Source organism: Methylobacterium komagatae (assembly GCF_042661665.1).
Classification (GTDB): Bacteria; Pseudomonadota; Alphaproteobacteria; order Rhizobiales; family Beijerinckiaceae; genus Methylobacterium; species Methylobacterium komagatae.
Genome location: NZ_JBHSWN010000001.1, coordinates 3,733,561 through 3,757,003, shown reverse-complemented (window position 1 = coordinate 3,757,003; position 23,443 = coordinate 3,733,561). Strand labels below are relative to the sequence as shown.

The 23,443-nt window shown below is 66.7% G+C and carries 25 protein-coding genes and 1 pseudogene; 8 read left to right on the top strand and 18 right to left on the bottom strand.

The features are described 5' to 3' along the window. Positions 1-505 precede the first annotated feature (505 nt). From ACFQE0_RS18740 to ACFQE0_RS18730, 3 genes are all read left to right on the top strand, one after another. A complete protein-coding gene (locus tag ACFQE0_RS18740) occupies positions 506-1,159 on the top strand; it encodes a protein phosphatase CheZ (protein WP_378972373.1) in 654 nt (217 codons plus the stop codon). 549 nt (positions 1,160-1,708) lie between these two features. Further along, positions 1,709-2,248, top strand: coding sequence for an HD-GYP domain-containing protein (locus ACFQE0_RS18735; RefSeq protein ID WP_378972370.1), 540 nt, complete (start codon positions 1,709-1,711; stop codon positions 2,246-2,248). Positions 2,249-2,361: 113 nt separating this feature from the next. Then, positions 2,362-3,819 carry a sensor domain-containing diguanylate cyclase gene (locus tag ACFQE0_RS18730; protein ID WP_378972368.1) on the top strand — a complete coding sequence of 486 codons (1,458 nt, stop codon included), beginning with the start codon at positions 2,362-2,364 and terminating at the stop codon, positions 3,817-3,819. A gap of 81 nt (positions 3,820-3,900) precedes the next feature. Here ACFQE0_RS18730 and ACFQE0_RS18725 read toward each other — a convergent pair whose 3' ends face one another. The 5 genes from ACFQE0_RS18725 to ACFQE0_RS18705 form a co-directional block, all read right to left on the bottom strand. After that, complete coding sequence (locus ACFQE0_RS18725) at positions 3,901-6,765, bottom strand: putative bifunctional diguanylate cyclase/phosphodiesterase (RefSeq protein ID WP_378972367.1); 2,865 nt, start codon at positions 6,763-6,765, stop codon at positions 3,901-3,903. Beyond that, entirely contained in the window at positions 6,762-7,568 is an 807-nt protein-coding gene (locus tag ACFQE0_RS18720; protein ID WP_378972365.1) for a PstS family phosphate ABC transporter substrate-binding protein, read from the bottom strand. Before ACFQE0_RS18720 ends, ACFQE0_RS18725 begins: the two co-directional genes overlap by 4 nt. Before the next feature lie 74 nt (positions 7,569-7,642). Beyond that, positions 7,643-7,819, bottom strand: a complete 177-nt coding sequence (locus tag ACFQE0_RS18715; protein WP_378972363.1) for a hypothetical protein — start codon at positions 7,817-7,819, stop codon at positions 7,643-7,645. Positions 7,820-7,926: 107 nt separating this feature from the next. Further along, the gene (locus tag ACFQE0_RS18710; RefSeq protein WP_378972361.1) at positions 7,927-8,679 is read right to left on the bottom strand and encodes a 2Fe-2S iron-sulfur cluster-binding protein; all 753 of its coding nucleotides are present in this window, start codon (positions 8,677-8,679) and stop codon (positions 7,927-7,929) included. Positions 8,680-8,695: 16 nt separating this feature from the next. Beyond that, positions 8,696-10,396 (bottom strand): ethylbenzene dehydrogenase-related protein, encoded by a 1,701-nt coding sequence (locus tag ACFQE0_RS18705; protein ID WP_378972359.1) that lies wholly within the window; start codon positions 10,394-10,396, stop codon positions 8,696-8,698. A 572-nt stretch (positions 10,397-10,968) separates the two neighbouring features. On the opposite strand from ACFQE0_RS18705, the gene ACFQE0_RS18700 reads away from it, so the two are divergent. The 5 genes from ACFQE0_RS18700 (at position 10,969) to ACFQE0_RS18680 (ending at position 13,847) form a co-directional block, all read left to right on the top strand. Continuing rightward, entirely contained in the window at positions 10,969-11,403 is a 435-nt protein-coding gene (locus tag ACFQE0_RS18700; protein ID WP_378972357.1) for an NIPSNAP family protein, read from the top strand. A 416-nt stretch (positions 11,404-11,819) separates the two neighbouring features. Continuing rightward, the gene (locus ACFQE0_RS18695; RefSeq protein ID WP_378975569.1) at positions 11,820-12,260 is read left to right on the top strand and encodes a PDC sensor domain-containing protein; all 441 of its coding nucleotides are present in this window, start codon (positions 11,820-11,822) and stop codon (positions 12,258-12,260) included. Then, complete coding sequence (locus tag ACFQE0_RS18690; RefSeq protein ID WP_378972355.1) at positions 12,218-13,168, top strand: HWE histidine kinase domain-containing protein; 951 nt, start codon at positions 12,218-12,220, stop codon at positions 13,166-13,168. The genes ACFQE0_RS18695 and ACFQE0_RS18690 overlap by 43 nt, the downstream gene beginning before the upstream one ends. Then, positions 13,129-13,323 carry a hypothetical protein gene (locus ACFQE0_RS18685; RefSeq protein WP_378972352.1) on the top strand — a complete coding sequence of 65 codons (195 nt, stop codon included), beginning with the start codon at positions 13,129-13,131 and terminating at the stop codon, positions 13,321-13,323. The genes ACFQE0_RS18690 and ACFQE0_RS18685 overlap by 40 nt, the downstream gene beginning before the upstream one ends. Before the next feature lie 101 nt (positions 13,324-13,424). Continuing rightward, a complete protein-coding gene (locus tag ACFQE0_RS18680) occupies positions 13,425-13,847 on the top strand; it encodes a DUF2852 domain-containing protein (protein WP_378972350.1) in 423 nt (140 codons plus the stop codon). A 98-nt stretch (positions 13,848-13,945) separates the two neighbouring features. Here ACFQE0_RS18680 and ACFQE0_RS18675 read toward each other — a convergent pair whose 3' ends face one another. The 13 genes and pseudogenes from ACFQE0_RS18675 to ACFQE0_RS18615 all read right to left on the bottom strand — a co-directional run bounded on the left by ACFQE0_RS18675 (position 13,946) and on the right by ACFQE0_RS18615 (position 23,209). Beyond that, positions 13,946-14,818: a type 1 glutamine amidotransferase gene (locus tag ACFQE0_RS18675; RefSeq protein WP_378972348.1), complete on the bottom strand. Its 873-nt coding sequence runs from the start codon at positions 14,816-14,818 to the stop codon at positions 13,946-13,948. Between the two features lie 206 nt (positions 14,819-15,024). Next, positions 15,025-15,696 (bottom strand): zinc metallopeptidase, encoded by a 672-nt coding sequence (locus tag ACFQE0_RS18670; protein WP_378972346.1) that lies wholly within the window; start codon positions 15,694-15,696, stop codon positions 15,025-15,027. A gap of 93 nt (positions 15,697-15,789) precedes the next feature. Then, positions 15,790-16,551: a sulfur oxidation c-type cytochrome SoxA gene (soxA, locus tag ACFQE0_RS18665; protein ID WP_378972343.1), complete on the bottom strand. Its 762-nt coding sequence runs from the start codon at positions 16,549-16,551 to the stop codon at positions 15,790-15,792. Positions 16,552-16,589: 38 nt separating this feature from the next. Beyond that, complete coding sequence (locus ACFQE0_RS18660) at positions 16,590-16,910, bottom strand: thiosulfate oxidation carrier complex protein SoxZ (protein ID WP_378972341.1); 321 nt, start codon at positions 16,908-16,910, stop codon at positions 16,590-16,592. 6 nt (positions 16,911-16,916) lie between these two features. Then, positions 16,917-17,405, bottom strand: a complete 489-nt coding sequence (locus ACFQE0_RS18655; protein WP_378972338.1) for a SoxY-related AACIE arm protein — start codon at positions 17,403-17,405, stop codon at positions 16,917-16,919. Continuing rightward, complete coding sequence (soxX, locus tag ACFQE0_RS18650) at positions 17,402-17,872, bottom strand: sulfur oxidation c-type cytochrome SoxX (protein ID WP_378972336.1); 471 nt, start codon at positions 17,870-17,872, stop codon at positions 17,402-17,404. The genes ACFQE0_RS18655 and soxX overlap by 4 nt, the downstream gene beginning before the upstream one ends. Beyond that, complete coding sequence (locus ACFQE0_RS18645) at positions 17,869-19,131, bottom strand: FCSD flavin-binding domain-containing protein (RefSeq protein WP_378972334.1); 1,263 nt, start codon at positions 19,129-19,131, stop codon at positions 17,869-17,871. Before ACFQE0_RS18645 ends, soxX begins: the two co-directional genes overlap by 4 nt. Further along, on the bottom strand, positions 19,131-19,295 hold the full coding sequence (locus tag ACFQE0_RS18640; protein ID WP_378972332.1) for a c-type cytochrome: 165 nt from the start codon (positions 19,293-19,295) through the stop codon (positions 19,131-19,133). The genes ACFQE0_RS18645 and ACFQE0_RS18640 overlap by 1 nt, the downstream gene beginning before the upstream one ends. A gap of 124 nt (positions 19,296-19,419) precedes the next feature. Beyond that, entirely contained in the window at positions 19,420-21,615 is a 2,196-nt protein-coding gene (locus ACFQE0_RS18635) for a xanthine dehydrogenase family protein molybdopterin-binding subunit (RefSeq protein WP_378972330.1), read from the bottom strand. Between the two features lie 12 nt (positions 21,616-21,627). Continuing rightward, positions 21,628-22,089: a (2Fe-2S)-binding protein gene (locus ACFQE0_RS18630; RefSeq protein ID WP_378972328.1), complete on the bottom strand. Its 462-nt coding sequence runs from the start codon at positions 22,087-22,089 to the stop codon at positions 21,628-21,630. 199 nt (positions 22,090-22,288) lie between these two features. After that, a complete protein-coding gene (locus ACFQE0_RS18625; protein ID WP_378972325.1) occupies positions 22,289-22,660 on the bottom strand; it encodes a substrate-binding domain-containing protein in 372 nt (123 codons plus the stop codon). A 100-nt stretch (positions 22,661-22,760) separates the two neighbouring features. After that, a pseudogene (locus ACFQE0_RS18620) lies at positions 22,761-22,943 on the bottom strand (substrate-binding domain-containing protein); the annotation flags it as partial. A gap of 68 nt (positions 22,944-23,011) precedes the next feature. Then, the gene (locus ACFQE0_RS18615) at positions 23,012-23,209 is read right to left on the bottom strand and encodes a hypothetical protein (protein ID WP_378972323.1); all 198 of its coding nucleotides are present in this window, start codon (positions 23,207-23,209) and stop codon (positions 23,012-23,014) included. Positions 23,210-23,443 lie beyond the last annotated feature (234 nt).

Genomic DNA, 23,443 nt, shown 5'->3' with positions numbered 1-23,443 from the left:
AGCCCTTGTGGGATATGCGGAATTCGCAAGCGCTCTCGTTCCCGGGTGTCGAGGTGTGGACGCATAATCTCGGGATAACCAGTCGCCGGGCTGACAGAAATTCGTTGAGGTGTCCCGGATACTCACCTCATCGGGCCCGATCGCGGTGTGTCATTCGGTGAAAAGGTCGAGTCCGAGATTGCGCTGTCGTCTGGTCCGGTCGTGCTCTTCGGTAGCGATAAAGCCCGGCAAGCCCTTGCGGTCGGTGCCGACACTATCTCGGGGGCGAGCGGTGCCGAAAAAGGGCCTGGCGGCAAGCGGGGCGCTGGCAGGATGCTTTCAACTGTCGCGACGATGCAGATGCTTGAACGCCGCGGGTTCCAGGTTCCCCGCTACTCTGCGTGTGGCCAGATTTGCCTGCTCATTGAGCAGCCCGTGTGATGCCTGATCTGTAGCAACCAAATCAGGTGGCAGCCCTTCCAATACTCATATCAAGTTTCGTATCGCCGCGCTTCAGCGGCAGGGAGTGTCAAACTCGCCAACGGTGTGCGTTTCAAAAGAGCTTAATCTCTTGGATGGTACGGTTGTCGGCACAAAAAGTTTTCGAGTTCGAAACGCCATGAACGCCAGCATGCCGGATATGCCCTCCATCGAAGATCATGCCGCCCTGCTGCATCGCCACCTGATCTCGATCTCGGAGACCATCGCACGGACGCGCCAGGAGATTGCCGAGCTGCACCAGGAGCAGGAAGCCGGCCGCGCCTGCGACGAGCTCAACGCTGTCGTCCAAGGCACCGAGCACGCTACCAACACCATCCTCACCGCGTCCGAGACCGTCGACACCCTCGCCCGCCGACTCGCGCGGAACACCCAGGATCAGGCGACCAAGGATGACGCCGAAGCGATCCAGGCGCAGATGCAGACGATCTTCGAAGCTTGCAACTTCCAAGATCTGACCGGTCAGCGAATCTCCAAGGTCGTGCGAACTGTTGGCTTCGTCGAGGAGCGCGTCGCAGAGATGCTCCGCCTGTGGTCCGGTTCGGTGGCGAGCGGGGCCCAGGCCACTTCAACGCGATCCAGGCCGACACGGCACGTCGATCAGGACGGCCTCCTCAATGGCCCGGCGCTGCCCGGAACAGCGGCCGTCTCACAGGACGCCGTCGATGCGCTGTTCGATTGAGGCGGGGGGTTCGCTGTCGGGCGCACCGATCGGTGGGATCCTCGTCCTGACCGATGATGCCGCACGGAGTGCTGGCTTGGCGCAAGACCTTGCCGCAGGTGCGCCTGTCACGCTTCTCGACCTTGATGAAAAGGCAGCCCCGGTCGACTCTGCTGACGCCATCGTCGTCGATCTCCTCGATCTGGGCTCGGACACGATCGCGCGCATACGGAAGCGCCTGAGTGAGACGCCACGCAGCGGCCCGCTCATCGTGCTGCTGCACAAGGATGCCCCGCGCAGCCGCGTCCTGGCTGTCGCGCTCGGCGCCAGCCTGATCGCGTCCGCGCCCTTCGACGTCGCCGAGCTGCGGGCCTTCCTGATGGCCGCGAAGCCCCCGGCGATCCCGAGCCCCTGCCCGCTCGCGCTCTCCAGGTTGCATCCAGGGCACGCGACTTCTTCACCACGGTGTTCGTGCCGCACAGGCCCATCACGCCAGAGATCGTCTCCAGCGGGACCGATCTCATCAATCACGCCATCCAAGACACTGGCATTCGTGATTGGGTTCGCGCCGTGCATCGCTTCGATGACATTACCCACCAGCACTGCCTCCTGGTCGCTGGTCTCGCCGCCGCCTTCGCCAAGAGCCTAGGTCTTGGCGAGGGGGAGTGTCATCGCCTGACCAAGGCCGCCCTTCTGCACGACGTCGGCAAGATCCATGTGCCGACGGCTATCCTCAACAAGCCGGGAAAGCTCGACGCGAACGAGATGGCCCTCATGAAGCGCCATCCCGAGCTGGGTTTCGCCATGCTGACGGGGCAAGCCTTCCATCCAGAGGTGCTTCAGGTCGTGCGCTCGCACCACGAAATGCTCGACGGCTCAGGGTATCCGGACGGACTCAAGGCGAACGAGATCCCCGACCTCGTGCGTGTGATGACCGTGTGCGACATCTACGCGGCGCTCATTGAGCGCCGGTCCTACAAAGCGCCGATGCCGGGCGAGAAGGCCTTCGCGATCTTGGACGGCATGACGGGTCGTCTCGATGCCGCGATCGTCGAAGCCTTCCGGCCGGTGGCCCGCGCCTTCGTTCCCCGCTTTCCGCCGCACGCCTGAGAGCTGTCATGAACGGGCTTGCGCATCCTCAGACGAGTTGGCGTCGCTCCGCCCGAACCTGGGTCGGGCTGGGCATTGTCGTCCCCGTTGGGATGGTCGCGGTTTGCTCCGCAATGCTCCTGCAATTGCGCTGGGATGCGTGGGATAAGGCCGAGCAGACTTCGAAGAACCTGATTCAGGTGATCGAGCGCGATATCGACCGCAACATCGAGATTATCGACGTCGCGCTACAGAATGTCGTCGACAACTTGAAGGCGTACGACCTTGAGGCGATGAGCCCGAACCGCCGCCAGAGCTTCCTGTTCGATCGGGCCGTCAACGCCAAAGATCTCAACGCTTTGCTCGTGCTCGACCAATACGGCAACAGCATCTACGACGCGGCCGGCTGGCCCCCGCGCCGCTACAACAATGCCGATCGCCCCTACTTTCAGGCCCATAAGGCCGATCCGAATCTCGGGCTGGGGGTCAGCGGACCGATCATGTCGCGTTCGGTGGGTAAGCCTGTTCTCATCCTGAGCCGGCGGACCGGGATGCCCGGAGGCTCCTTCGAGGGCGTGGTGCTGGGCAGCCTGTCGTTGACCTACTTCGATCGGCTCTTCCACGACCTCCAACTCGGCCAGGCCGGTACGATCAATCTCTTCCTCAATGACGGCACGCGGATCCTGCGCTATCCGCAGCCTGATTCCGGCCCCCCGCCCAACTTCTCAGCCGCGCCGAACTTCCAGCGCTTCCTCCGCGAGGGGCGCGGTCGTTTCGTCGCTATGACGCATTCGGATGGAATCGAACGGCTCTACACGTTCACCCGGGTCGGCAATTTGCCGTTGATCCTCAACGTCGCGCTCTCGACCGAGGAAATCGAGGCCGAGTGGCGCGCCAAAGCCTTGGTCATTGGGCTGATCGTGTTCGCCCTATGCGGGCTCACCGTCGGGCTTTCGTTCCTCGTGGCCTCGGAGCTCGAGCGGCGCAATGCGGCCGAAGCCGAACTGGCAATGCTCTCGGGCACAGACGCCCTAACCGTTTTGCCGAATCGGCGCGCCTTCGAGACGGCGTTCGCACAAGCCTGGGATGAGGCCCGACGGCCGGGCGGCTCCATCGCTCTCCTCGTCATCGATGCCGATCACTTCAAGCGCTACAACGACCGCTTCGGTCACGCTGGTGGTGATAATGTGCTGAAGGCTCTCGCCCGCGCCCTCGCCTCCTGCACCCACCGGCCGGGCGACTTGGTCGCCCGGATCGGCGGCGAGGAGTTCGTGATGCTATTGCCCGACATGGAGGCTGAGGGCGCCGCCCATGCAGCGGAGAGGGTGCACGCTGCTGTGGCCAATCTCGTCGTCGAAAGCGACGGCGTCGACATGGGGCGGGTTACGGTCAGTATCGGGCTCGCCTTCGGTATTCCCCGGCAAGGCGGCTCTCCCGATGATCTGTTCCGCATGGCCGATGCGGCCCTCTACGAGGCGAAGTCGACCGGTCGCAACCGGACCTGCTATGCGGTGATGGATGGCCCTCGCGCCGGGGATCAAGCGCCATACTCTGACGCTCTCCAACCCGCATCGGCGTTTCTCGCGGCTTGATGAGAGCCCTTCGGAAGTCGACCTGATCGACCCGGTGGCGCATCGAAAGGCTCTACAGCGGGGCTCAGGCCTGGAGCGGGTTCAAGCTGCCACGCTGAGATTGCTCTGGGAGAGGATGAACCCGGCCACTTCGGCGGCGGGAATCGGCCTGCTCAGCAGGTAGCCCTGCACCTCCGAGAAGCCGCTCGCCCGGAGCCGGGCCAATTGCTCCTCCGTCTCGACGCCCTCGGCCGTCGTGGTGATCTTCAGGCTGCGACCGAGTTCAGCCACGACATGGACGATCGCGGCGGCCTCGTCGCGCTCCATGAGGTTCCGGACGAAGGACTGGTCCAGCTTGATCTTGTCGAAGCGGAAGCTGTTGAGGGAGCTGAGCGACGAGTAGCCGGTGCCGAAGTCATCCATGGAGAACCGCACGCCGAGGCGGCGCAGTTCGGTCAACATCTGGTAGGTGGCTTGATCCTGGCTAAGGATCACCGATTCCGTAATCTCGAGTTCAAGGCGCTGGCTCGGGAGCCTCGTCTCCTGCAGCACCTCCTCGACGATCCGATGGATGTTGCCATCCCGGAATTGGGTCGGCGAAATGTTGACCGCCACACGGAGCGACCCTGGCCATCCCATAGCGGCCGCGCAAGCGGTCCGTAGGACATACACGCCGAGGGCATCGATCAGGCCGGTAGCCTCGGCAACGGGCACGAACTCGCCGGGCGAGATCATGCCGCGTTCGGGGTGGCGCCAGCGGGCCAGCGCCTCGAACCCCGTCACCGTGTTGGTCGCGAGCTCGAACAGCGGCTGGTAGTGAAGCTCGATCTGCCCATTCGCGATAGCGATGCGCAGCTCACGCTCGATCCAGCGTCGGTGATGCTGACGCTCCTCCATCTCGGGCTCGAAGGCGCGCACACGCCGACCGCCATCGGCCTTGGCGACGTAGAGCGCGAGGTCGGCGCGGCGGAGCAGGTCCTCACCGTCCGAGTCGTTTTCATCTGATACCGCGATCCCGAGGCTCGCATCGGCGGAGACGAACTGATCGGCGATGAAGAACGGACGCCGCAGCTGGGCCAGAGCCTCCTCCGCGAACCTCATTGCACCATCGGGAAGGTCCGAGCCGGACAGCACGATCGCAAACTCGTCGCCGCCGAGGCGCGCGACCGTTTTGCCCGGTGAACTCAGGGCCGTCAGTCGGGCGCCGACCTGTCGCAGCAGGTCGTCGCCCGCGGGATGACCGAGGGTGTCGTTCACGCCCTTGAAGTCATCGAGGTCGATGCAGATCACTGCGGCGGCGCCGCCCCCACCGGCGTATTCCGAGAACGCCTCGGCCAGGCGCTCCGTCAGCAGCGCACGGTTCGGGAGGCCGGTCAGGGCGTCGTGGGTGGCGAGATGCGTGATCCGCGCCTGCGCGATGACGCTCGTGGTGACGTCCTCATGTGTCTCGACCCAGCCTCCGTCCGCCATCGCCTGAACGGTGATCTCGATGTGGCGCCCGTCGGCCAGCGTCGCTGTCGTGACACGGCCCTGTGCGCCCGCCCTGCCCCGGACCGGCAGGTGGCCTAGTCCCGCCAGTGACCAGACATCGGATTGGGTGAGCGTTGGCCCGAGAGCCTTCGTGTCGATCCCATAGATGTGCAGGAACTGCTCGTTGGACACCTTGAGATGCCCGTTCGCGCCGTACATGCACAGACCCTGAGACATGTTGTTCAGGGCCGCGTCGAACCGCTCGTTCTGCTCCTCAAGCTGCGCCTCGCGTTCGGTCAGGATCTGGTTCTTGGCGAAGACATCGTCGCGCAGCTGGTCCCGCTCGGCGAGGGAGTGCTCCAGAACCACGACTGCGCGGGCGATGTCGCCGACCTCGTCCTCGCGCCGGACGTCCGGCACCGCCACGTGCCAGTTGCCCCGCGCGACCTCGGCGACCGTCCGGGTGATCCGCACGAGCGGGCGCGTGATATGGCTCGACAGGAACAGGAGGACGATCGCCACGAGGCAAAGCGTTAGGCCCGCCACCACGCAGAGCGTCGTGAGAAGGGAGCGAGAACTCGCCTCGCCGATGCCGACGACCTTGTTCTTGATCTGCTCCAACTCCTGGAGAGGCGCCGCGACACACAGCCGGGTGTCCTGCGCGGCTGGAATACAACGGGCGACCTTCTCGGTGCCGACGATAGCTTGAAGGCCCGCCGCCGAGGCGACACCGAGCGTGGCGTCGGGCATCTCGGCACCCGCTGACGACAGAAGGCGGGAGCCCGCGAGAATGAAGACATCGCGCCCGCTCAACGCGTTGAAAGCCGTCAGGATCTCCTCCCGCGGGCGGAGCATCCGATAGCCGACCAAGCCGCCGATCACCTCGCCGAATTCGTCGAACAGCGGCTGACCGAAGACATCGACGAAAGAGCCCGTTTCGTCCGCCGCGAGCGCTCCGGCCACAGCAGCGTCCCAGCGCAGGGACATCACGAAGCCCGTCGAACGCTCCCGATCGTTCCGGGCAATGATCGCCCGCAGCGCGGCAGCCAACGGTGTTCGGCCGATCGCCGTATTGGCCGTGAGCAGGTCTGCCTCGACCCGGTCGGCGGTGAGGGCCCGAAGATTCTGGTCGAAGGCGATGACGCCATCGAGATCGGCGAGCGCCAGAGCAGGCCGCATCAGTTCGGATGCTGCGACGGTGTTGCCGGAGAACACGGCCGTGGACACGTCCCAGCGCTTGGCGATCGTGGCGAAGCGCCGTTCCACATCCTCGCGCTGCATTTGGAGCCGCGCCGCCGCGAGCTTCGCGTCACTGAGGAGGCGGCCTGAGAGCTGCGTTTCCGACCAGCGCGAGATCTCCTGGGCCTGCTCACTCAGGGTCTGTCCCGAGCGCAAAGCCACCAGAAACACGAGCGCCGCGAGGGCGATCGCGGTCGTCGAGAGCGTCGCGCCGACGAGGCGCGCGCGGAGGGATCGTGAGAACGGATTGTGTGTCACGGCCTGAGCGGTGCGCCGCCCCGCTCCTCTAGTAAGCGCTTCGCACGATCGGAGGTCGCGAAGGCGAGGAAATCGGCGGCTGTGGCGTCTCGCGTGTTGTCCTTGTAGATGAGCGCCAGGGTCACCGCGCTGGGATAGGCGGGGTTGCTCGGGGCATGGCCATCGATCGAGAGGACCGTGAGGTCTGCGGCAAGCGCGGGCGAGAACGGTCCGAAGCCGATCGCCCCCGGATTCTGGCGCACGGTCTCGACGGCATCCTGGGTCGTCGTCGCGGTCTTCGAGCGGCTCGTCAGGACGAGATCCCGCCAGCCGGGCATGCTCGAGCGGAGGACCGCGAGGGTGCTGTCCGTGTCCTCGCGACGGACTACGCGGATCTTCAGGTCGGGCCCACCGACCGCATTCCAGTTATCGATCGTACCCGCGAAGATCGCCGTCACCTGAGCGCTCGACAGGTCGTTTACGCCGATGCCGCGATGCACGAAGATCGCGGACGGAATCCGGGTCAGGGGAACCTCGACGAGTCCCTGCCCCTTCTCCGCTGCGGTGAGCGGGCGGGCCACGCGCCCGAGCTTCTGTCGCTCGCTACCTACGGCCGCAACCGCACCACCGGACCCGATGCTCGGTGGGACCGTTACATGCGCAAGCCCGCCCTCATTGTAGGCCGTCGCCACAGCCTGCAGCATCTCGATGCCATCGCCCGTGCCGACGATGGTGAGGTCTTCCGCCCACGCGCCGAAGGACAGCGTGAAGTAGACCAGGGACGCCAGGGGCAGTGCGCGGAGGTTGACGAATGCAGAGGCCATGGTCGCAGCTTGCGACCCAATAATTAAATGTATGTCACCAAATAAGCCGCCAACGATCTGTGGTTTATGACTCTTTAGGTCAAAGGCTGGCTTTTCGGAGTCTGAGGAGTGGAGACCCGCTGAAGCAGGCGCTGGAAGAAATTCAGTTCTCCCGGAAGCTTTGCCGTTTCGGCGCGGGCGGCCGAGTAGAACGGATCGGCGTAGCAGGTCGCCCCCGCCGCTGCGGCGATGAATTGAACCGCTGCGACCATCTCAGGTCCCCCGGCCGTGATCACCGTATCCTGTGCCGTCAGCAACGGAAGATGCTGCGTCGGTCGGCCGGGGCGTGCGTCTTCCGGTGGGTTCGTGCCGCTACAGGTCAGAATCGCCGTCGCCCCCTTTCGCGCAGCCACTCCAGGGCTGGGCGCATGTAGAGGTTGTACGCGTGACGCGTCCCGGCCACGACCACCAAGTCGCGATCCGGTTCACGCAGGCGACTCGCTCGCGCCACGGCCCAGGCTGGCGCGAAGCCCACCCCGGCCGCCACCACCACGAGGCGCCCCCGTCCGAGCCGGTGGAAGGCATGGCCGAAGGGACCTTCGACTTTCACATCGGATCCGGCGCCGATCTGCTTGCCCAGTCGAGAGGACACCGCACCGCCGTTGAGCCGGCGGATCTGAAAGATCAGCTCGTTGAGTTCACCCGATCCGTCGGTGCGAAGGGTCGGGCTGTAGTCCCGCGGCGGGCAACCCGGGAAGGTGACGCGGACGTATTGCCCCGGCAGGTAGGCAAGCGGCTTACGCAGCCTCACCGTGACCTCGACGATGTCGGGGGTCAGGGAGACCACGCTCCCGACCGTTCCGCTGCGCCGGACGGTGTCCGGCACCTCATCGAACTCGATGACGGTCTCGGTCATGAGCCGTGCCCGACAGGCGAGCACTGTGTCTCCGACCCGCGTGCCCGCGTCGTCTACGGCGCCGGAATAGACCCGCACGCGGCAGGTGTCGCACTGTCCGGTGGCGCAATCGTGCGGGATCGCGCGGCCGCTGGCGAGACCGGCATCGAGCAACGTCTGCCCGGCACGTGCCGCCACGCGCCGTCCGTTGATGACGAGAGAAACCGCACCGGTCATGGGGGGCTGATCCGATTCAGCGCAGCAGAACTTCGACCGGCCGCATGTGCCGGGTGTGCCGCGTCTGCGTGTGGTCGAAGGCCGAGACGTACAGGTAGAAGATGTTGCCGGGCAGGAAGTCCACGTCGTACTTGCTGTCGGTGGCGATCTTGCGCGACGCGACCAGGGTCCAATGGTCGTCGGCCCAGTTGGCCGCCGATGTGATCCCCGCCCGGTCGCCGGTATAGCCCTCGGTCAGCAGCACGCCGGGCATGATCGTCCCCACCGGGATCTGCGCGTCGACATCCTTCGCGTACGGGACTGTCTCGGATGCCTCGACCATCCACCAGGCCGCGCCTTCCGAGACGCTGGCATCCGGATCGAGGTCCACCGTCCCGAGCTTGGCCTTGGTGACCTGCCAGTCCTTGGGGAGCCGCAGCGGTTCGACCGCGCCGGTATAGCCGCCCGGACCCTCGAAGCGGAAATTGTAACGATAGGCGCTCGTGCCGGGATCACCCCAATACCCCGCCTGATAGCGTCCCTTGACCGCGCGCTCCGCCGCCGTCGGGTCTGTCGGGGGGCCGATATGCATGTCCTCGACCACGCCGAGCATGCCGCCCCGTCCCGACTTCCACTGCCACATGTCGATGTAGCTGCCATCGGTCGTGTAGTGGTAGCCGCGGCCATTGAGGGGAGCGGGCGCATTGCTGAGCGGCTTGGGGCCGAGATGGGTCGAGCCGCCGGAGCCGAAGGCATCGGAACGCGAGAAGATGACCGCGAACTTGTCCTCGTAATAGGCGGTCACGTCGGCCTTCGCGGCGTCCGCGTCGAGGAGGTGCCAGCCGTCCTCGCGCTTGATCATGGGCACGCGCTTCAGTGAACGCGACGGATCCCACCAGCGGAAGGCGAAGTAGACGTTCTTGTCGTCCCGCACGGCCCGGATCTCGACGTCGGTCTCGCCGGTTCCGCCGAAATTGGCACCCTGCATCGTGCGAATCGAGACCGGGCGGGCCGTCTTCCAGACGGGATCGGTAAGGAGCTTGCTCAGGTCCGGCCCCGTTGCCACCCGGTCCACGACGAGGGTGGACCGCCCGGCGAAATCCGCCCATGCAATCCCGCTGACCACCACGACGCCGAGGGCCAGGGCCGCCAGTAGCGGGCGACGCCGGCGGAGCGCTTCGTCCGCCAGGGGGGCGGGACGGAACAGCCGGAGCAATTGCCACAGGCCTCCGTACATGAAGTGCGCCAGGGTATGGACCGCGATGTATCCGAGCGCCACCAGCGCGCAGGTGGCGTGCAGCCACACCACCCATCCGCCGTAGCCCAAGTAGAGCGCAACGCCGGTTCCAGTGAGGACGAGGGTCACGGCGTAGATCGCCCAGTGCAGGGCGACATTGATGCCGCCCCAGCGGGCCTTCCGGGCGGCCTTCGTGCGCCCGGTGACGAAGATGGCGCGCAGGCGAGACACGCCGTTTCGGTCCGCCAAGCGACCGCGCACGAGATAGACGAGATACGCGGTGATGCCGAAGAACAGGCTCAGTCCAGCGATGAAGTGGACGGTCCAGATCTCGCCCTGAGGCAGCAGCGGCTCCAAGAATTTGGCCGTTCGGGCCACGGGCGCATCCGCCGAGATCCGCAATCCTGTGATCAGGCTCGCAACCATCGCCACGGCGACGATCCAATGGATGATGATCGTGCCCGTATCGGAGCGTGGGTGCCGGTCGACGCGTGCCGCCACCTTGGCCCTTACTTCCGGAACTGGTGTTGGCTCCGCTGGCGGATGGGGCGCGAGGGCGAGTGTGTCGGACATACTGGTCACCAAGCCGCTCGCCGGTACCGAACTCAGTACTTAGGTACTTTTGCAACTTACGACTGTTGGCCGGCCCATGCCAAGGTTAATAATTCGAGAATTCGGTGGAATTTTCCGAGCGTGGCTGAGCTGCATCGCAGAGCGCCGGCTCACATTTGGTCGCGAGGTCCTCGGGCGCGATTCCGTCGCGGCCCCATCCTGCTGGATGGAAGCGGACGACGGATCTGATCCCGCTTCCGATCCATGGCAGGCGCAGGTCAGAACCACGGAAACGAACGGCGCTCTCTCGCTTTGAAGGCACGACGACGCCGAGGCCGACATGCTCTACGAACTCGCTACCCTGTCCTGCCCCCTGCTTGCGGTCGGCCGAGCGGCCGAGGGGCGTCCATGCCTGGGTGAATGACCCGGAGGCCAAGGGTGAACTGTTCGGCTGCTGGCGGACAGAGACAGGAACACTCGGCCGCCTGATCGTGCTGCGTGGGTTCGAGGCTCCGGAGGACATGACAGCCGAGCGCCGCCGTGCGCTCCTGAACACGAACCCGTTCAATGCGGGGGACATCGTGACCGCGCTGGAAATGGACAGCTATGCGCCATTTCCCTTTCTCCCGCCGATCCGGACGGGAGATCGTGGCGGGGTGTACGAGTTCCGGACCTATCGCCTGAAGCCCGGCGGATTGCCGCCGACGCTGGCAGGTTGGGAAGCGGCGATCGAGCCAGCACGCGCGTATACCGAGCATCTCGTCGTGAACATGTATGCGCTCGATGGGGCGCCGCGCATCACGCACATCTGGGGCTTTGCAAGCTTGGAGGAGCGAGCCGAGTTGCGATCGAGCGCCTATGGGGCCGGTGTTTGGCCGCCCAAGGGCGGTCCCGATCAGATCGCGGAGGCGACGTCGACGATTGCGCTCCCACAAGGGCCGTTTCCCTTGGCCTGAGCAGAACTCTGGGTTCATTCCGTTGGGCCGGGATCAGACGGCCTCTCCAAAAAGGTTGAATGAAGCTCTGGTAGCCGGATCGGGCCAAACGGCTGACCATAGCCTTGGGGCTGACCTGACCTAATTCGGTGCCGGAACCCGAGACGTGACGGGGGCACCAGGCGCGGGATCCTGTTCTTGATGTCACTGACGAAGCGGATCGTGGGCCTGGTCGTTTTGGCGCTGATCCCCGCGTTGGCCGTCCAGGGCTACAACGAGTACGCGCTTCGGTCCGCCCGCGCCGAGGCGGTCCGGAATGAGGCCATGCGCGGGGCCAAGGCCGTCGCGGCCGATCTCGGCCAGTTCGGGCGCGGAGCGAGGCAGATCCTCGCCATCCTGGCCGGCGTGGCCGAGGTCCGCGGCAAGGATGCACGCGCCTGCACGGCGTATCTCGCGACGGTCGGCGGGAAGGTCCCCGGTTCGTTCTTTTTGGCGTCGCAGACTCGGATGGACGCATCCGGTGTAACACGCTCGGCTCACCTGCCGGGGCCTATACGGTTTCCGACCGCTCCTACTTCCAAGAGGCGATGCGCACCGGGGGCTTCGCCATCGGCGAGGTCGTGTCGGGCCGGGTCACGGGACGGCCGACCATCCAGTTCGCTCAGGCCATCGCCGACGACGACGGCGATGGCCGCCCCGACGGCATCGTGATCACCAGCATCGATCTGTCCTATCTCGCGGCCCGGCAGGCCACAGCAGGTTTGCCCCCCGATGCCGCCCTCACGGTCGCGGACCGGCAGGGCACGATCCTGGTCCGCCTGCCCGATCATGAGGCTTGGGCGGGCAAGCCGCTTCCCCCGCCTTCTGGCAGGCCCTGACGGATCACCGGGGCAAGGTCGCCGACCTGACTGGATTGCGGGGCAATCCGCGGATCACCGCTGTCGCCGACAGCGCGCCGGGAGACCTCGACGGCATGACGGTGGCGGTGGGCCTGTCGCCTGCAACCTCCTTCGCGGACATTGATGCCGCCACCCGCCGCGGCCTCGTGCTGATCGGCCTCGGCACGGTGCTCGCCATCGCCGCCGCGCTCCTGGCGGGCCGCGCCTTTATCCGTCGACCCGTGCGGCGCCTGCTCGGGGCGGCCGGCGCGTGGCGTGCGGGCGAGCTGGGCACCCGGACCGGACTGTCCGGACGCGACGAGTTCGGCCAGCTCGGTGAGGCGTTCGATGCCATGGCCGCCTCGCTCCAAAGGCACGAAGGCGAATTGCGCGAGGAGGTCGCACGCAGCCGTATCTTGCAGGAGCGGCAGACCATGATGCTGCACGAGTTGAACCACCGCGTCCGCAACACCTTGACCACCGTTCAGTCCCTGGCGCGGCAGGCGCGCCGGGACGAGGACCGCGGCGAGCGGCTGGAGGGACGAATCCTCTCCCTGTCCAAAACTCACGACCTGCTGTCGCGCGACGACTGGGAGGGTGCCTCGCTGCGCACGTTGCTGGAGAACGAACTCTCGCCTTTCCGGGACGATCAGGTGCACCGCTTCGGCCTGGAAGGGGCCGACATCGATCTGCCGCCGCGCTACGTCCTGGCCCTCGGGATGGCGCTGCACGAGCGACGACCAATGCGGCCAAGTACGGCGCGCTCTCGACCGACGAAGGCCGGGTCGACATCGCCTGGAACGTCGTCATCGGCGAGAGCGGCGCGAGGCGGCTCGCCTTGGAATGGCGGGAGAGCGGTGGTCCGCCGGTGCGAGAGACGGGCAAGCGCGGGTTCGGCACGCGCCTGATCACGGGTGGGGTCAGCCGTGAACTCGGGGGAACTGTCAGCCTGGAGTTCGCCCCCGGGGGCCTGTGCTGCAGCCTCGACATGCCTCTCGATGAGCCGGACCGGTTCACCTCGTTCGCGGCTGCCACCGACAGGCAGCCGACCGGCAGGGCTTGAAAGCTTAACCCGGTCTGAACCGTCCGGTTCAGCCTGCAGCAGCGGCGCGTCGGCATGCTTCGTCATCGTCAACGGCGCCGACACGCGCAAGGAGCTTTCCCATGCCCATCATGCCCTGGATCCACGACGCCCTGTATCTCGGCGGCTTTGCCGGCCTCGTCGTCGTGGCGCGGCAGGCGCTCGTACGGCGCGATCTCAAGCTGTCCGGCCTGCCCGGCCTCGAACGTCTGCGTCGACCGTTCGGACTGAGTTCTATCTCGCGGGAGCGGTCGTGGTTCACGCCGGCGCGGACCAGCGGCAACACCGCCTTCGACGCGTGGCGCGACGGCGAGATCAGCCGCATCGAGGAGCAGCGCCGCGCTCTCGAAACTCGTCTCCAGGAATTCAAGGGCTTCGTCGACAAGCTGAAGCGCGCGAAGGATCGCGCGACCTTCGAGCGCTTCGTAGCCGAACATCCCCATGGACGGGGGACGCTGGCCGACATGGCCCAAACTGCCGGTCACCCCGAACACCGGCCGAGCTAGTACCCCCTCATCGACTGAGCGGGGCTGGACCCGGGGCGTCGGCGTCCTTCGCCGCCGTTGGCCCGGGCGAATCATGATCGGGCGAGGCTGCTGATCTTCTACCGGCGCCGAGCCTGGGTTTCGTGCACGATCGTCTCGATGAAATTACGGATCTCGACCTGCCGCTTGTCGTCCTCCGTGACTTGGTCGTCCAGGCCGAGACGCCATGCTAGGTCACGGCGCGCGGGCTCGCGGTGGAGCGCCTCGACGAGGTCAGCTTGGTCCTCGACGTCGCGGCGTGACCGCGCCAGCCCGGCTTCCACGAGGTCGTTCGCCTGCCGACGCAGAGCCCCGGTCACCTCATCCAGTCCGATTTCGGGGTGATACTGCACGCCCCAGAACGTGCCGCCTTCGAACCGGATTTCCGCGGCCTGCACGAGGGTGGACCGGTTGAATGCGATCAGTGTCGCCTCTTCCGGGAGGGTCTCCACCTCATCGGTGTGGATGCTCGGTGCATCGAAGGCCGCGGGCCGCCCCCGCAGCAGAGGATGGGATCTCCCCGCCTTGGTCGCCACGATGCGCCGGGCAAAGCCTGCCTCCGTGCTGCTGTGGTTCGGCCGGACAGCGCCGCCCGCCGCGACCGTGGCGAGTTGCAGGCCGGCACACGACCCGAACGAGGGCGTGCCGGATGCGAAGACGGCACCCATGAAAGCGATCGACCGTCGAACCTCAGGAGTCTCTTCGTACAAGGACAGGGGTGATCCACTCAGGAACACGGCGTCGTAATCGGTCAGCGACATACCGGACGGCAGCGCGCCATCCGCATCAGCGGGCTTGACCCTGTCGCACGTCGCCCCGGGAGCGAGGCGTTCGAGAATCTCAAGATAGGTCTCCCCTGACGAGCGCCCGACGCTCTCGCGCCGTTTCTCTCGGGCGTCCGGCGGCTCGCTCTCCGCCACGAGGAAGCGGAGGCCGGATGACGATGACTGCAAGGGGTCGATGCCTTTCCGGTAAGATATCCCTTCAGCGAACCGAAGCGGCCGGACGGCGTTCCGGGGCGGGCGGTCCTGACGCAGGCGTCGCCCTACGTACTTTAGAGGCAAGATCACCCAAAGATCGACTAAATTTTATTTTCTTGATTTTCAGTATAGGAGACCGTTTGTAATCGCCTATAATCCAAATACCGAAATGCAACGCGTTATCGAAAGCGCGCAATGTTCAGGAGCGATACGAGGGACGAGGCGACGTAAGTCAGGGCCGCAGCGCGCAACACGGAACGCGCGTCGAGCAGATCGCCAGCGTCGAGGTAGCGACCTGTTTCCAGGATCGGCAAGGCCCGGCGAAAGCTCGCGTCGAGTTCGACGGGCAGCGTCAGGAGGTGGAGCACCAAGCGAACGCTGAGGAGCGCCAGACCGACCGCGACCTGAAGGCCGAGCAACGTAGGCGACTTGACGACGGCGAGCACAAGCGGCGCCGTCAGCATCACCAGGCCGGCGGCAAGCTCGACGCGACTGACGATCTGGGCGAAGGCCGCCCGCGCCGCAAGGAGCCGGTCACCCGCCGCGTGCTGAAGCGCGTGGGAGACCTCGTGCGCTGCCACCGCGACGGCCGTGATCGAGCGGCCGTCATGGTTCTCCGGCGACAGGCGCACGACGTTCGCGGCGGGATCGAAGTGGTCCGCTGGTGCGATCTCGACGGGCACGTGCTGAAGCTGCGCCAGGTCGAGCAAATGGCGGGCGAGTTCGCCTCCGGTCCCAGGCAGATCCGGCCGCTCGGTGGCGTGCTGCGTCATCACCCGGCGCACCCACCACTGGGGACCGAACACGAGGCCGAACAGAAGGGCGACGCCGAGCGCCAGGAGAATGGGCATAACCCGGCATGTAAGTGCCCGGCCGGGCTGGCGTAAGCGCGGCGGTTTCCCCCAAGAGGAACGCGGCATTGGGAGAGGCCGATCCGGGATGGATCAGGGCCGAACGGCAGGCGTCTCCAGCGTCAGCGGCGCGGCCCGGGTCGCGAGGTAGAGTTCGAGCGAAATGTATTCCGGCGCCCCGTACCCGAAGGGCTCGGCCCGCATGCCGGTGAGGCAGTTGCGCAGGCGCCGTTGCAGCGAGCCGAGCCCCTGCCATTCGAGACGGTAGAGCGGATAACCGGTCGGCTGGCCCTGCGGGATCACCGCCGCACCGAGGCGGCGGCCCCAATGGTCATCATGGCAGATCGCGCAGGACAGGCCGAGCTGGCCCTGGCGCGCTTGAAACAACGCGTGCCCCTCATTCCGTGCGGGTTCGAGTCGGGGATCGGCCGGAGGTGAGATCGGCAGTCCACGTGATTGCGCGGCGACGAAGGCCGTGAGCGCCAGCAAGTCGGGGCTCTCATAGGCGAGAGGCTCGGCCCCCTGATGCTCGCGGCGGCACGCGTTCACCCGTCCCTGCAGGTCGATGGGCTTATCCGTCCGCGCGTCCCACGCGGGATAGCGTGCCGCGACGCCCCGCATCGTGGACGAGGCCTCGCCGTGGCATCCGGCGCAGGATGGCCTGCCGGAGGGAGGTGCCTTCGTCCAGAGGTCTTCCCCATCCGCGACCGCGAGCATGCCGGGATTGGCCCCGTCGTCTCGCTGCATCGCCTGGATCTCGGGGCTCATCTGATCGAAGCCCGAGCGCCGCTCAGCCTGCGGAATCGGCTCTGCCCCCGCAAGGGCTAGGGAGAGAAGCAACCCGACGAGCGCCATCGGCAGCAAGCTCCCTGAGCGGCGCGACATGGCCGGGCTCAGGCTACGGTGATCGCTGCGGATTCAGTCTGGTCGAAACCGCCATCGCCGCGCCACGTGAAGCTGAAACGCCCGCTGCGCGTCGCGACCCAGGTGAAGGTCAGATACGGGTTGGCCGCCGAGGCGGGAAACAGCTCGGCCCGGAAGATCTCCTCATCCTCGAAGCGGCAGACGAACTCCGTCACGATGTTGCGCGGCAGGATGCGGCCGTCCGCGCCGGGACGGAAGCCCGTCTCCATCGGATGCGAGATCAGCGTCTTGATCGTGATCGTGTCGCCGGGCTTGGCGGTCTTGGGCAGGTTGATCAGCGTCCGGGCCATCGGGGTTCAGCCCTCCAGGCAGGCGGCGAGGGTCACGATGGCGTCCGCGCTCGCCGACCAATAGGTGCCGTCGCTCATCTCGGCGATGGCGGTGATGCGCTGCGTGTCGGCGAGACGGATGCGGGTCGAGACCTTCGCGTGACCGGCCCCGGGCCGCAGGTGGACCGTGACGACGTTCGGCTGCGGGTTCTTCTCGTTGAACACGGCGATCCGGCGGACATGGTCCTCGGGCGTCATCGCGCTCTCGACGCTCACTGAGAGCGGCACCGTGTTGCCGTTCTCCACGAGCGGCGGCAGATCGACCGTCACCCGGCCCGGCCGGATCGGATTGTCGCCCGCGAAGCGCCGGATGGCGGATTCCGTCGTTTCCGTGCGCGGTAGTGCCGTCGCGGCGGCAGCGGGGCGCAACGCGATGGCGAGCACGGTCCCGGCCGCCCCGGCGAGCACGCCGCGCCGGTCCACCGCACGCGCGCTCCGTCCCCTATGCCCGCTCATCGGCTTACCCCGGATGCATCCTCGCGCAACGTCGCCAGGAAGGCGACGACGTCTTCGATGTCACTCGTGCTCAGGATCGTGCGCCCCTGCCACGCCCGTCCCACGCGGGCGAGCCCCGCCAGTGAGTAATAGGATGGCATGATCGTCTCTGGGTTCAACACCCGTCCGTCCACCAGCCGCAGCCGCAGCTGCCCCGCGCTCAACCGCCCGCCGACGCCCGTGAGATCCGGCGCGAGGTTGCCCTGGAACCGTTCCTCCGGGAACGGCCCTGCATGGCAGAGCAGGCAGAGCCCACGGGTCCGGTCCGCGACGATGGCCCGACCGCGCGTGGGATCGCCCGGTGCGCCGGTCAGGCTCTCGGGAATGGCATCGCCGACGATCGTCGTGGGCACCAAGCCCTCCTCGGCCAGCGCCGGTAAGGGAGTGAGCGCCAGGACGAGCAGGGCGGCCACGTGGCTCCGCCTCATCCGAACACGTCCCGCGTGATCGTCTGGTACCAGCTTTCGCCATAGGCCGCCTCCTGCGCGCGCACCGCGTTGGGCGCGTCGAGGGGGCTGATGCCGCCCGCTCCGGGAACGTCCGCGAGCAGGCCGTCGGTCGGACGGAAGACGCCCGCGATCGAGATGCCGTCGCCGGGTGCGACGAGGCTCCAACAGGTGTTGATCAGCTTCGGGCTCTCGGGCTCCCGTCCGGCCAACAGGTCGATCACCGCCTGGGCACAGACCTTGGCTTGCGAGTTCGCCGAGAAGGCGGATTTCGGCATCGCCCCGCCAATGGCCGCGTCGCCGATGACATGAATGCCCGGCACGAGGTGCGATTCGAACGTCACGGGGTCGATGGGGCACCAGCCGCTGCGGTCGGCGCAGCCCGCCTGCGCCGCGATGCAGCCGGCCCACTGGGGCGGGATGATGCAGGCGACATCCGCCTTATACTCGGCGAAGTCGGTGCGAACGACCATCGCTGTGGGATCGACTTCGGTCACCGCGCCGCCCGAGGCGAGCGGCACGTATTCGAGCACGTCCGGATAGAGCTTCGCCCACGCCGCTTCGAACAGCTTCTGCTTCGAGAACGTGTCCTTCGCGTCGAGCAGAACGAGCTTCGCCTTCGGCTTCCGTGTCTTCAGGAAATGGGCGATCAGGCTGGCGCGCTCGTAGGGGCCGGGCGGGCAGCGATATGGGTTGGCAGGCGCCGAGAGAACCACCGTGCCGCCCTCCGGCATGGCCTCAAGCTGTCGGGCGAGGAGCACCGTCTGTGCCCCGGCCTTCCAGGCGTGGGGCATCGCCTCCGCGGCCTTCGCGTCGTAGCCCGGTACCGCGTCGAAGCGCAGATCGATGCCCGGTGACAGGATCAGACGGTCGTAGGGCAGCGTCGTGCCATCGCCGAGGGTCACCCGGCGTGCCGCGGGATCGACCGCATTCGCCATCCCCCGCACGAGGCGCAGTCCGGCCCGCCCGAGGGCCTCGTAGCCGAAGGTCTGGGCCTCGATACCGCGCAGGCCCACGACGACCGCGTTGCTGCCGGTGCAGGCGATGTACTGCTCGGCCGCCTCGATCAGGGTCACATCGACGCCGCCCGCCGCGAGGCAGCGCGCCGCTGTCGCTCCGCCGAACCCGGCGCCCACGATCACGACGCGTGGGGACGTGCCGCCGAGTGCGGGACGCGCCAGCGCAGCGGCTGCGGCTCCACCGATCAGGGCGCGGCGGCTCGGCGAGGGGGAAGCGCGCATCACCTCTTCCCCTGCTCCGCGAACCAAGCGGCGATCGCATGCGATTCCTGCGCGTCGAACCCCTTCACGATGCGGTTCATGATCGTCGCCGGACGCGAGCCCAAGCGGAAAGCTTCGAGCGCGCCGACGATCTCCGCCTCCGGTCGCCCCGCGAGGACGCCCATGGCGGAGCCCTCGGCATGGCAGCCGGTGCAGGACGAGGCACCGGGCGGCGGCCGCGTCCCGGCAGCGCCCGCGCCCCTCCCCCGACAAGCACGGCGGGCAGAATGAGCGCCGGAAGCAGCGCCCTCATGCCCGGCGCAGGTCCGTGTCCTTCAGCGGAAGCTGGCGGACGCGCTTGCCGGTCGCCGCGAAGATCGCGTTGAGCACAGCCGGCGCGGCCACCGCGATGGTCGGCTCGCCGACGCCGCCCCAGAAGCCGCCGGACGGCATCAGGATGGCCTCGACCGCCGGCATCGCGTCCATCTTCATGACCGGGTAGCTGTCGAAGTTCGTTTGCTCAATCCGCCCGTCCTTCACGGTGCAGGCGCCGTAGAGCGCGGCCGAGAGCCCGTAGACGAAGGAGCCCGCGACCTGCGCATCGATCTGTTGCGGGTTGACCGCGTGACCGGGGTCGGTGGCCGCCACGATGCGGTGGATCCTCAGCTCGCCCTGGTCGGAAACCGAGACTTCGGCCGCCCCCGCCACGTAGCTGCCGAAGCCCATCGTCTGGCAGATGCCCCGGTAGACGCCCTCGGGCGGCTTGGTCTTCCAGCCGATCTTATCAGCCACCGCCTGGAGCACGGCCCGGTGCTTCGGGTGGTTGTCCATCAGCTTCAGACGGAACGCCAGCGGGTCCTGGCCGGTGGCGTGGGCCAGCTCATCCATGAAGCATTCGAGGTAGATGGCGTTCGGGTTCAGGTTCACGCCCCGCCAGAAGCCCGGCAGGATGTGCGGGTTGCGCATGGCATGATCGACGAGGATGTTCGGGATCGTGTAGCCGATCGCGGCCTCCGGCCCGCCGGGGTTGAGACCCTGGAAGGTGACCGGATCGCGACCCTCGACCATGCGCTGGGGGGCGACGGAGGCCAGGATCGATTGGCCGGAGATGCGCATGTGCAGCCCGGTCAGGTTGCCGTCCTGATCGAGGGCGGCGCGCATCCGGCACTGCGTGACCGGGTGATACCGGCCGTGCGTCATGTCCTCCTCGCGGGTCCAGAGCAGCTTGACCGGCGTGCCCGGCATCTCCTTCGCGATGAGCACCGCCTGCCGCACCCAATCGTGGGTCGCGCCGCGCCGCCCGAAGCCGCCGCCGAGATGGATCTTGTAGACCTCGCAGGATGTGGCTGGCAGCCCGGCCGCATCGGCGGTCGCGGCAAGGGCGGCCTCGCCGTTCTGCGTCGGCGTCCAGACCTCGCAGCGCTCCGGTGTCCAGAGCGCCGTGGCGTTCATCGGCTCCATCGTGGCGTGGTTCTGGAACGGCACGCCGTAGACGGCCTCGACCACCTTGGCGGCACCCTTCAGCGCACCCGCCACGTCGCCAGCCTTGTTGCCGACGAAGGCCTCCTTGGCATCGAGCCCTTCCCGCAGGACCGCTGCGATGGTCTCGCTGGAGACCTTCGCGTTCGGGCCCTCGTCCCAGACGATGGGGAGGGCGTCGAGGGCGGTCTTGGCCCGCCAGAACGTGTCGGCCACCACCGCGACTGCGCTGTCGCCGATCTGGATCACGCGCTTCACGCCGGGCATGCCCGACACCGCCGCAGCCTCGAAGCTCTTCACGCTGCCGCCAGTGACCGGACAATCCCGGATGGCGGCATTCAGCAGACCCGGCAGCTTCAGATCGATCCCGTAGACTTGGCTACCGTCGAGCTTCGGCAAGGTGTCGAGCCGCTTCAGCGGCTTGCCGGCGATGGTCCAGTCCTTCGGGTCCTTGAGGGTGACGTCCTTGGGCGGCTCGATCTTGGCCGCCTCGGCGGCGACCGCGCCATAAGTGGTGCTGCGGCCGGAGGGACTGTGGGTGATCACGCCCCGCTCGACGCGGCACTCGGCGGGCGACACGCCCCAGCCCTTCGCGGCGGCGGCGACCAGCATGGTGCGGGCGGCGGCACCGCCCTTGCGCACGTATTCGTGGGAGTCGCGGACACCCCGGCTGCCGCCGGTCGAGTAATCACCCCAGACACGCTTGCGGGCGAGGTTCTGGCCTGGGCTCGGATACTCGGTGGTGACCCGCGCCCAATCGCAATCGAGTTCCTCGGCGACGAGCTGTGCGAGGCCCGTGAGCGTGCCCTGACCCATCTCCGAACGGGCGATGCGGATCACGACGGTCTCGTCCGGCTTCACCACGACCCAGGCATTCACCTCCGGCGTGGTGGGCGCCGCACCGAGCGTCGCGGCGCGGGCGGGGAACGGGATATGAAAGCCCAGGGTGAAGAGACCGGCACCGGCCAGCAAGGTGCGGCGGCTGGGGCGGGCGGCCTGCGGGGCGGCCTTGGATTCGAGGCTCATCGTCTCTCCCCCTCAGCCGGCCTGGCCGCGCTCGGCGGCGAGCTTGATGCCCGCCAGCACGCGGTTGTAGGTGCCGCAGCGGCAGATGTTGGTGATCTCCTGACGGATCTGGTCTTCGCTCGGGCGCGGGGTCTGCGCCAGCAGGGCCGCCGAGGCCATGATCATGCCCGGCTGGCAGAAGCCGCATTGCGGCACGTCGAGCTCGGCCCAGGCCTGCTGGACCGGATGGCGGGCATCCGGGGCGAGCCCCTCGATCGTGACGATCTTCTGCCCCGGCTCGACGGCCGAGAGCGGCATCGAGCACGAGCGGACGGCCGCCCCGTCGATATGGACGGTGCAGGCGCCGCATTGGGCAATGCCGCACCCGTACTTGGTGCCGGTCAGTCCAATCTGCTCGCGGATGACCCAGAGGAGAGGCGTGTCCGGCTCAGCATCGACCTCACGCACGACCCCGTTCACGTTCAGTCGTGCCATCGGATCCTCTCGTTTGAAATGAGCTTATTGCATTCAATATCCCAGAAGCTGTCTTTTGCTCAAGGACGGCGGCTGCGGCGCTTCTGCCGCAGGTGCGGTGGATGCGTCCGCTCTTTGGATTTGCCCGCTCACATCTTGGAAACATGTCCGATGAAGCGGACGCCTTACCGTTTCCGCTTAATGCGCTAGGCAGGCCGCCTCAGGGTCGAAGCGGTGTCATTCCGACGTGTCTTATTGCGGCGTCCGCCTTTTCGGACTGCAGAAACGCGATCAGCCGTTTCGCCAGATCCGGGTTTTTGGCCCCTGCCACCACCGCGGCTGAGAAGGTTTGGACGAGTTGCACCTCGTCGGGCAGAACCCCGATGGGCTCGACGCCAGGTATGTTGACGAGCTCGCTGATGGGCCCCAACGCGAGATCAGCCTCGCTGGCCGCCAGCGCAGCGGCCGAGTCGGTTCCTCGTGAATAGACTTTCAGACGAACCTTGTCGGCTATGCCGAGCGCCGGAAAAATTTCCCTCTGGATGAAGAGGCCGCTGGTGCTGCCCGGTATTGCGATGAGGCGGGCATCCAACAAGGTCCGGGTGAGCGCGGCAACAGAGCCTGACGTCCGATCTCGGTGTGTCTGTCCGCACAGCCGCCGCGAGGGGCGCGCTCGCAAGCTCGGCAGCCGAGTCCTCTGCGATGAGGCCCGCGCTGATGAGTTCATGGAGACCTTCATTGGACAGGATGACGATATCGACCTTAGCACCATGATTGAGTCGATAGCGGATCGTCTTCGGGCCCGTGCCTTGAGAGGCGCCAGATTGGGTCTCGATCTTGATGCCTGCCTCTTGCTCGAACTCCGGGATCGCCATCCGATAGGCAAGCTCGAAGCCTCCGGAGATCAGAACGGTGACCGTGGGTCGGCTATCGCTCGTCAACGTCATGGCTTGGGCATTGTTGAGTCAAAGGCGGGTTGGCCGCCATCTGCATCCTCCGTGCTTGCGGCCGAGGTTACGGCATAAAAGCGTCGAATGACGCTCTTTCGATGCGACAGAGCGCGGCGCTCATAACGGTTCAGTCGCTCGAGTTCTTCAAGAATTTCAGAAGTCCTTTCCAAATTGGGAAATTCCTCAGCCATTCTGCCATCATGACTTTGTGAAAAATGCCTACGAAGGTAGGATAACTTGTACGTGCGCACTCGCTGAAGCTGAACGTGCGCCAGGGCTACCGAGCGGGCGAGCCAACATTTAGCTCCATTGAGCGAACTTCGCCTGCGATTAGTTCAGCCAAATGAATGACCGCAGCCTCTTCCTCGGCGTTCATGGTCCCTGCGGAGAGGCCATGGCGGCGAGCGTTCTGACTCGAACGGCTT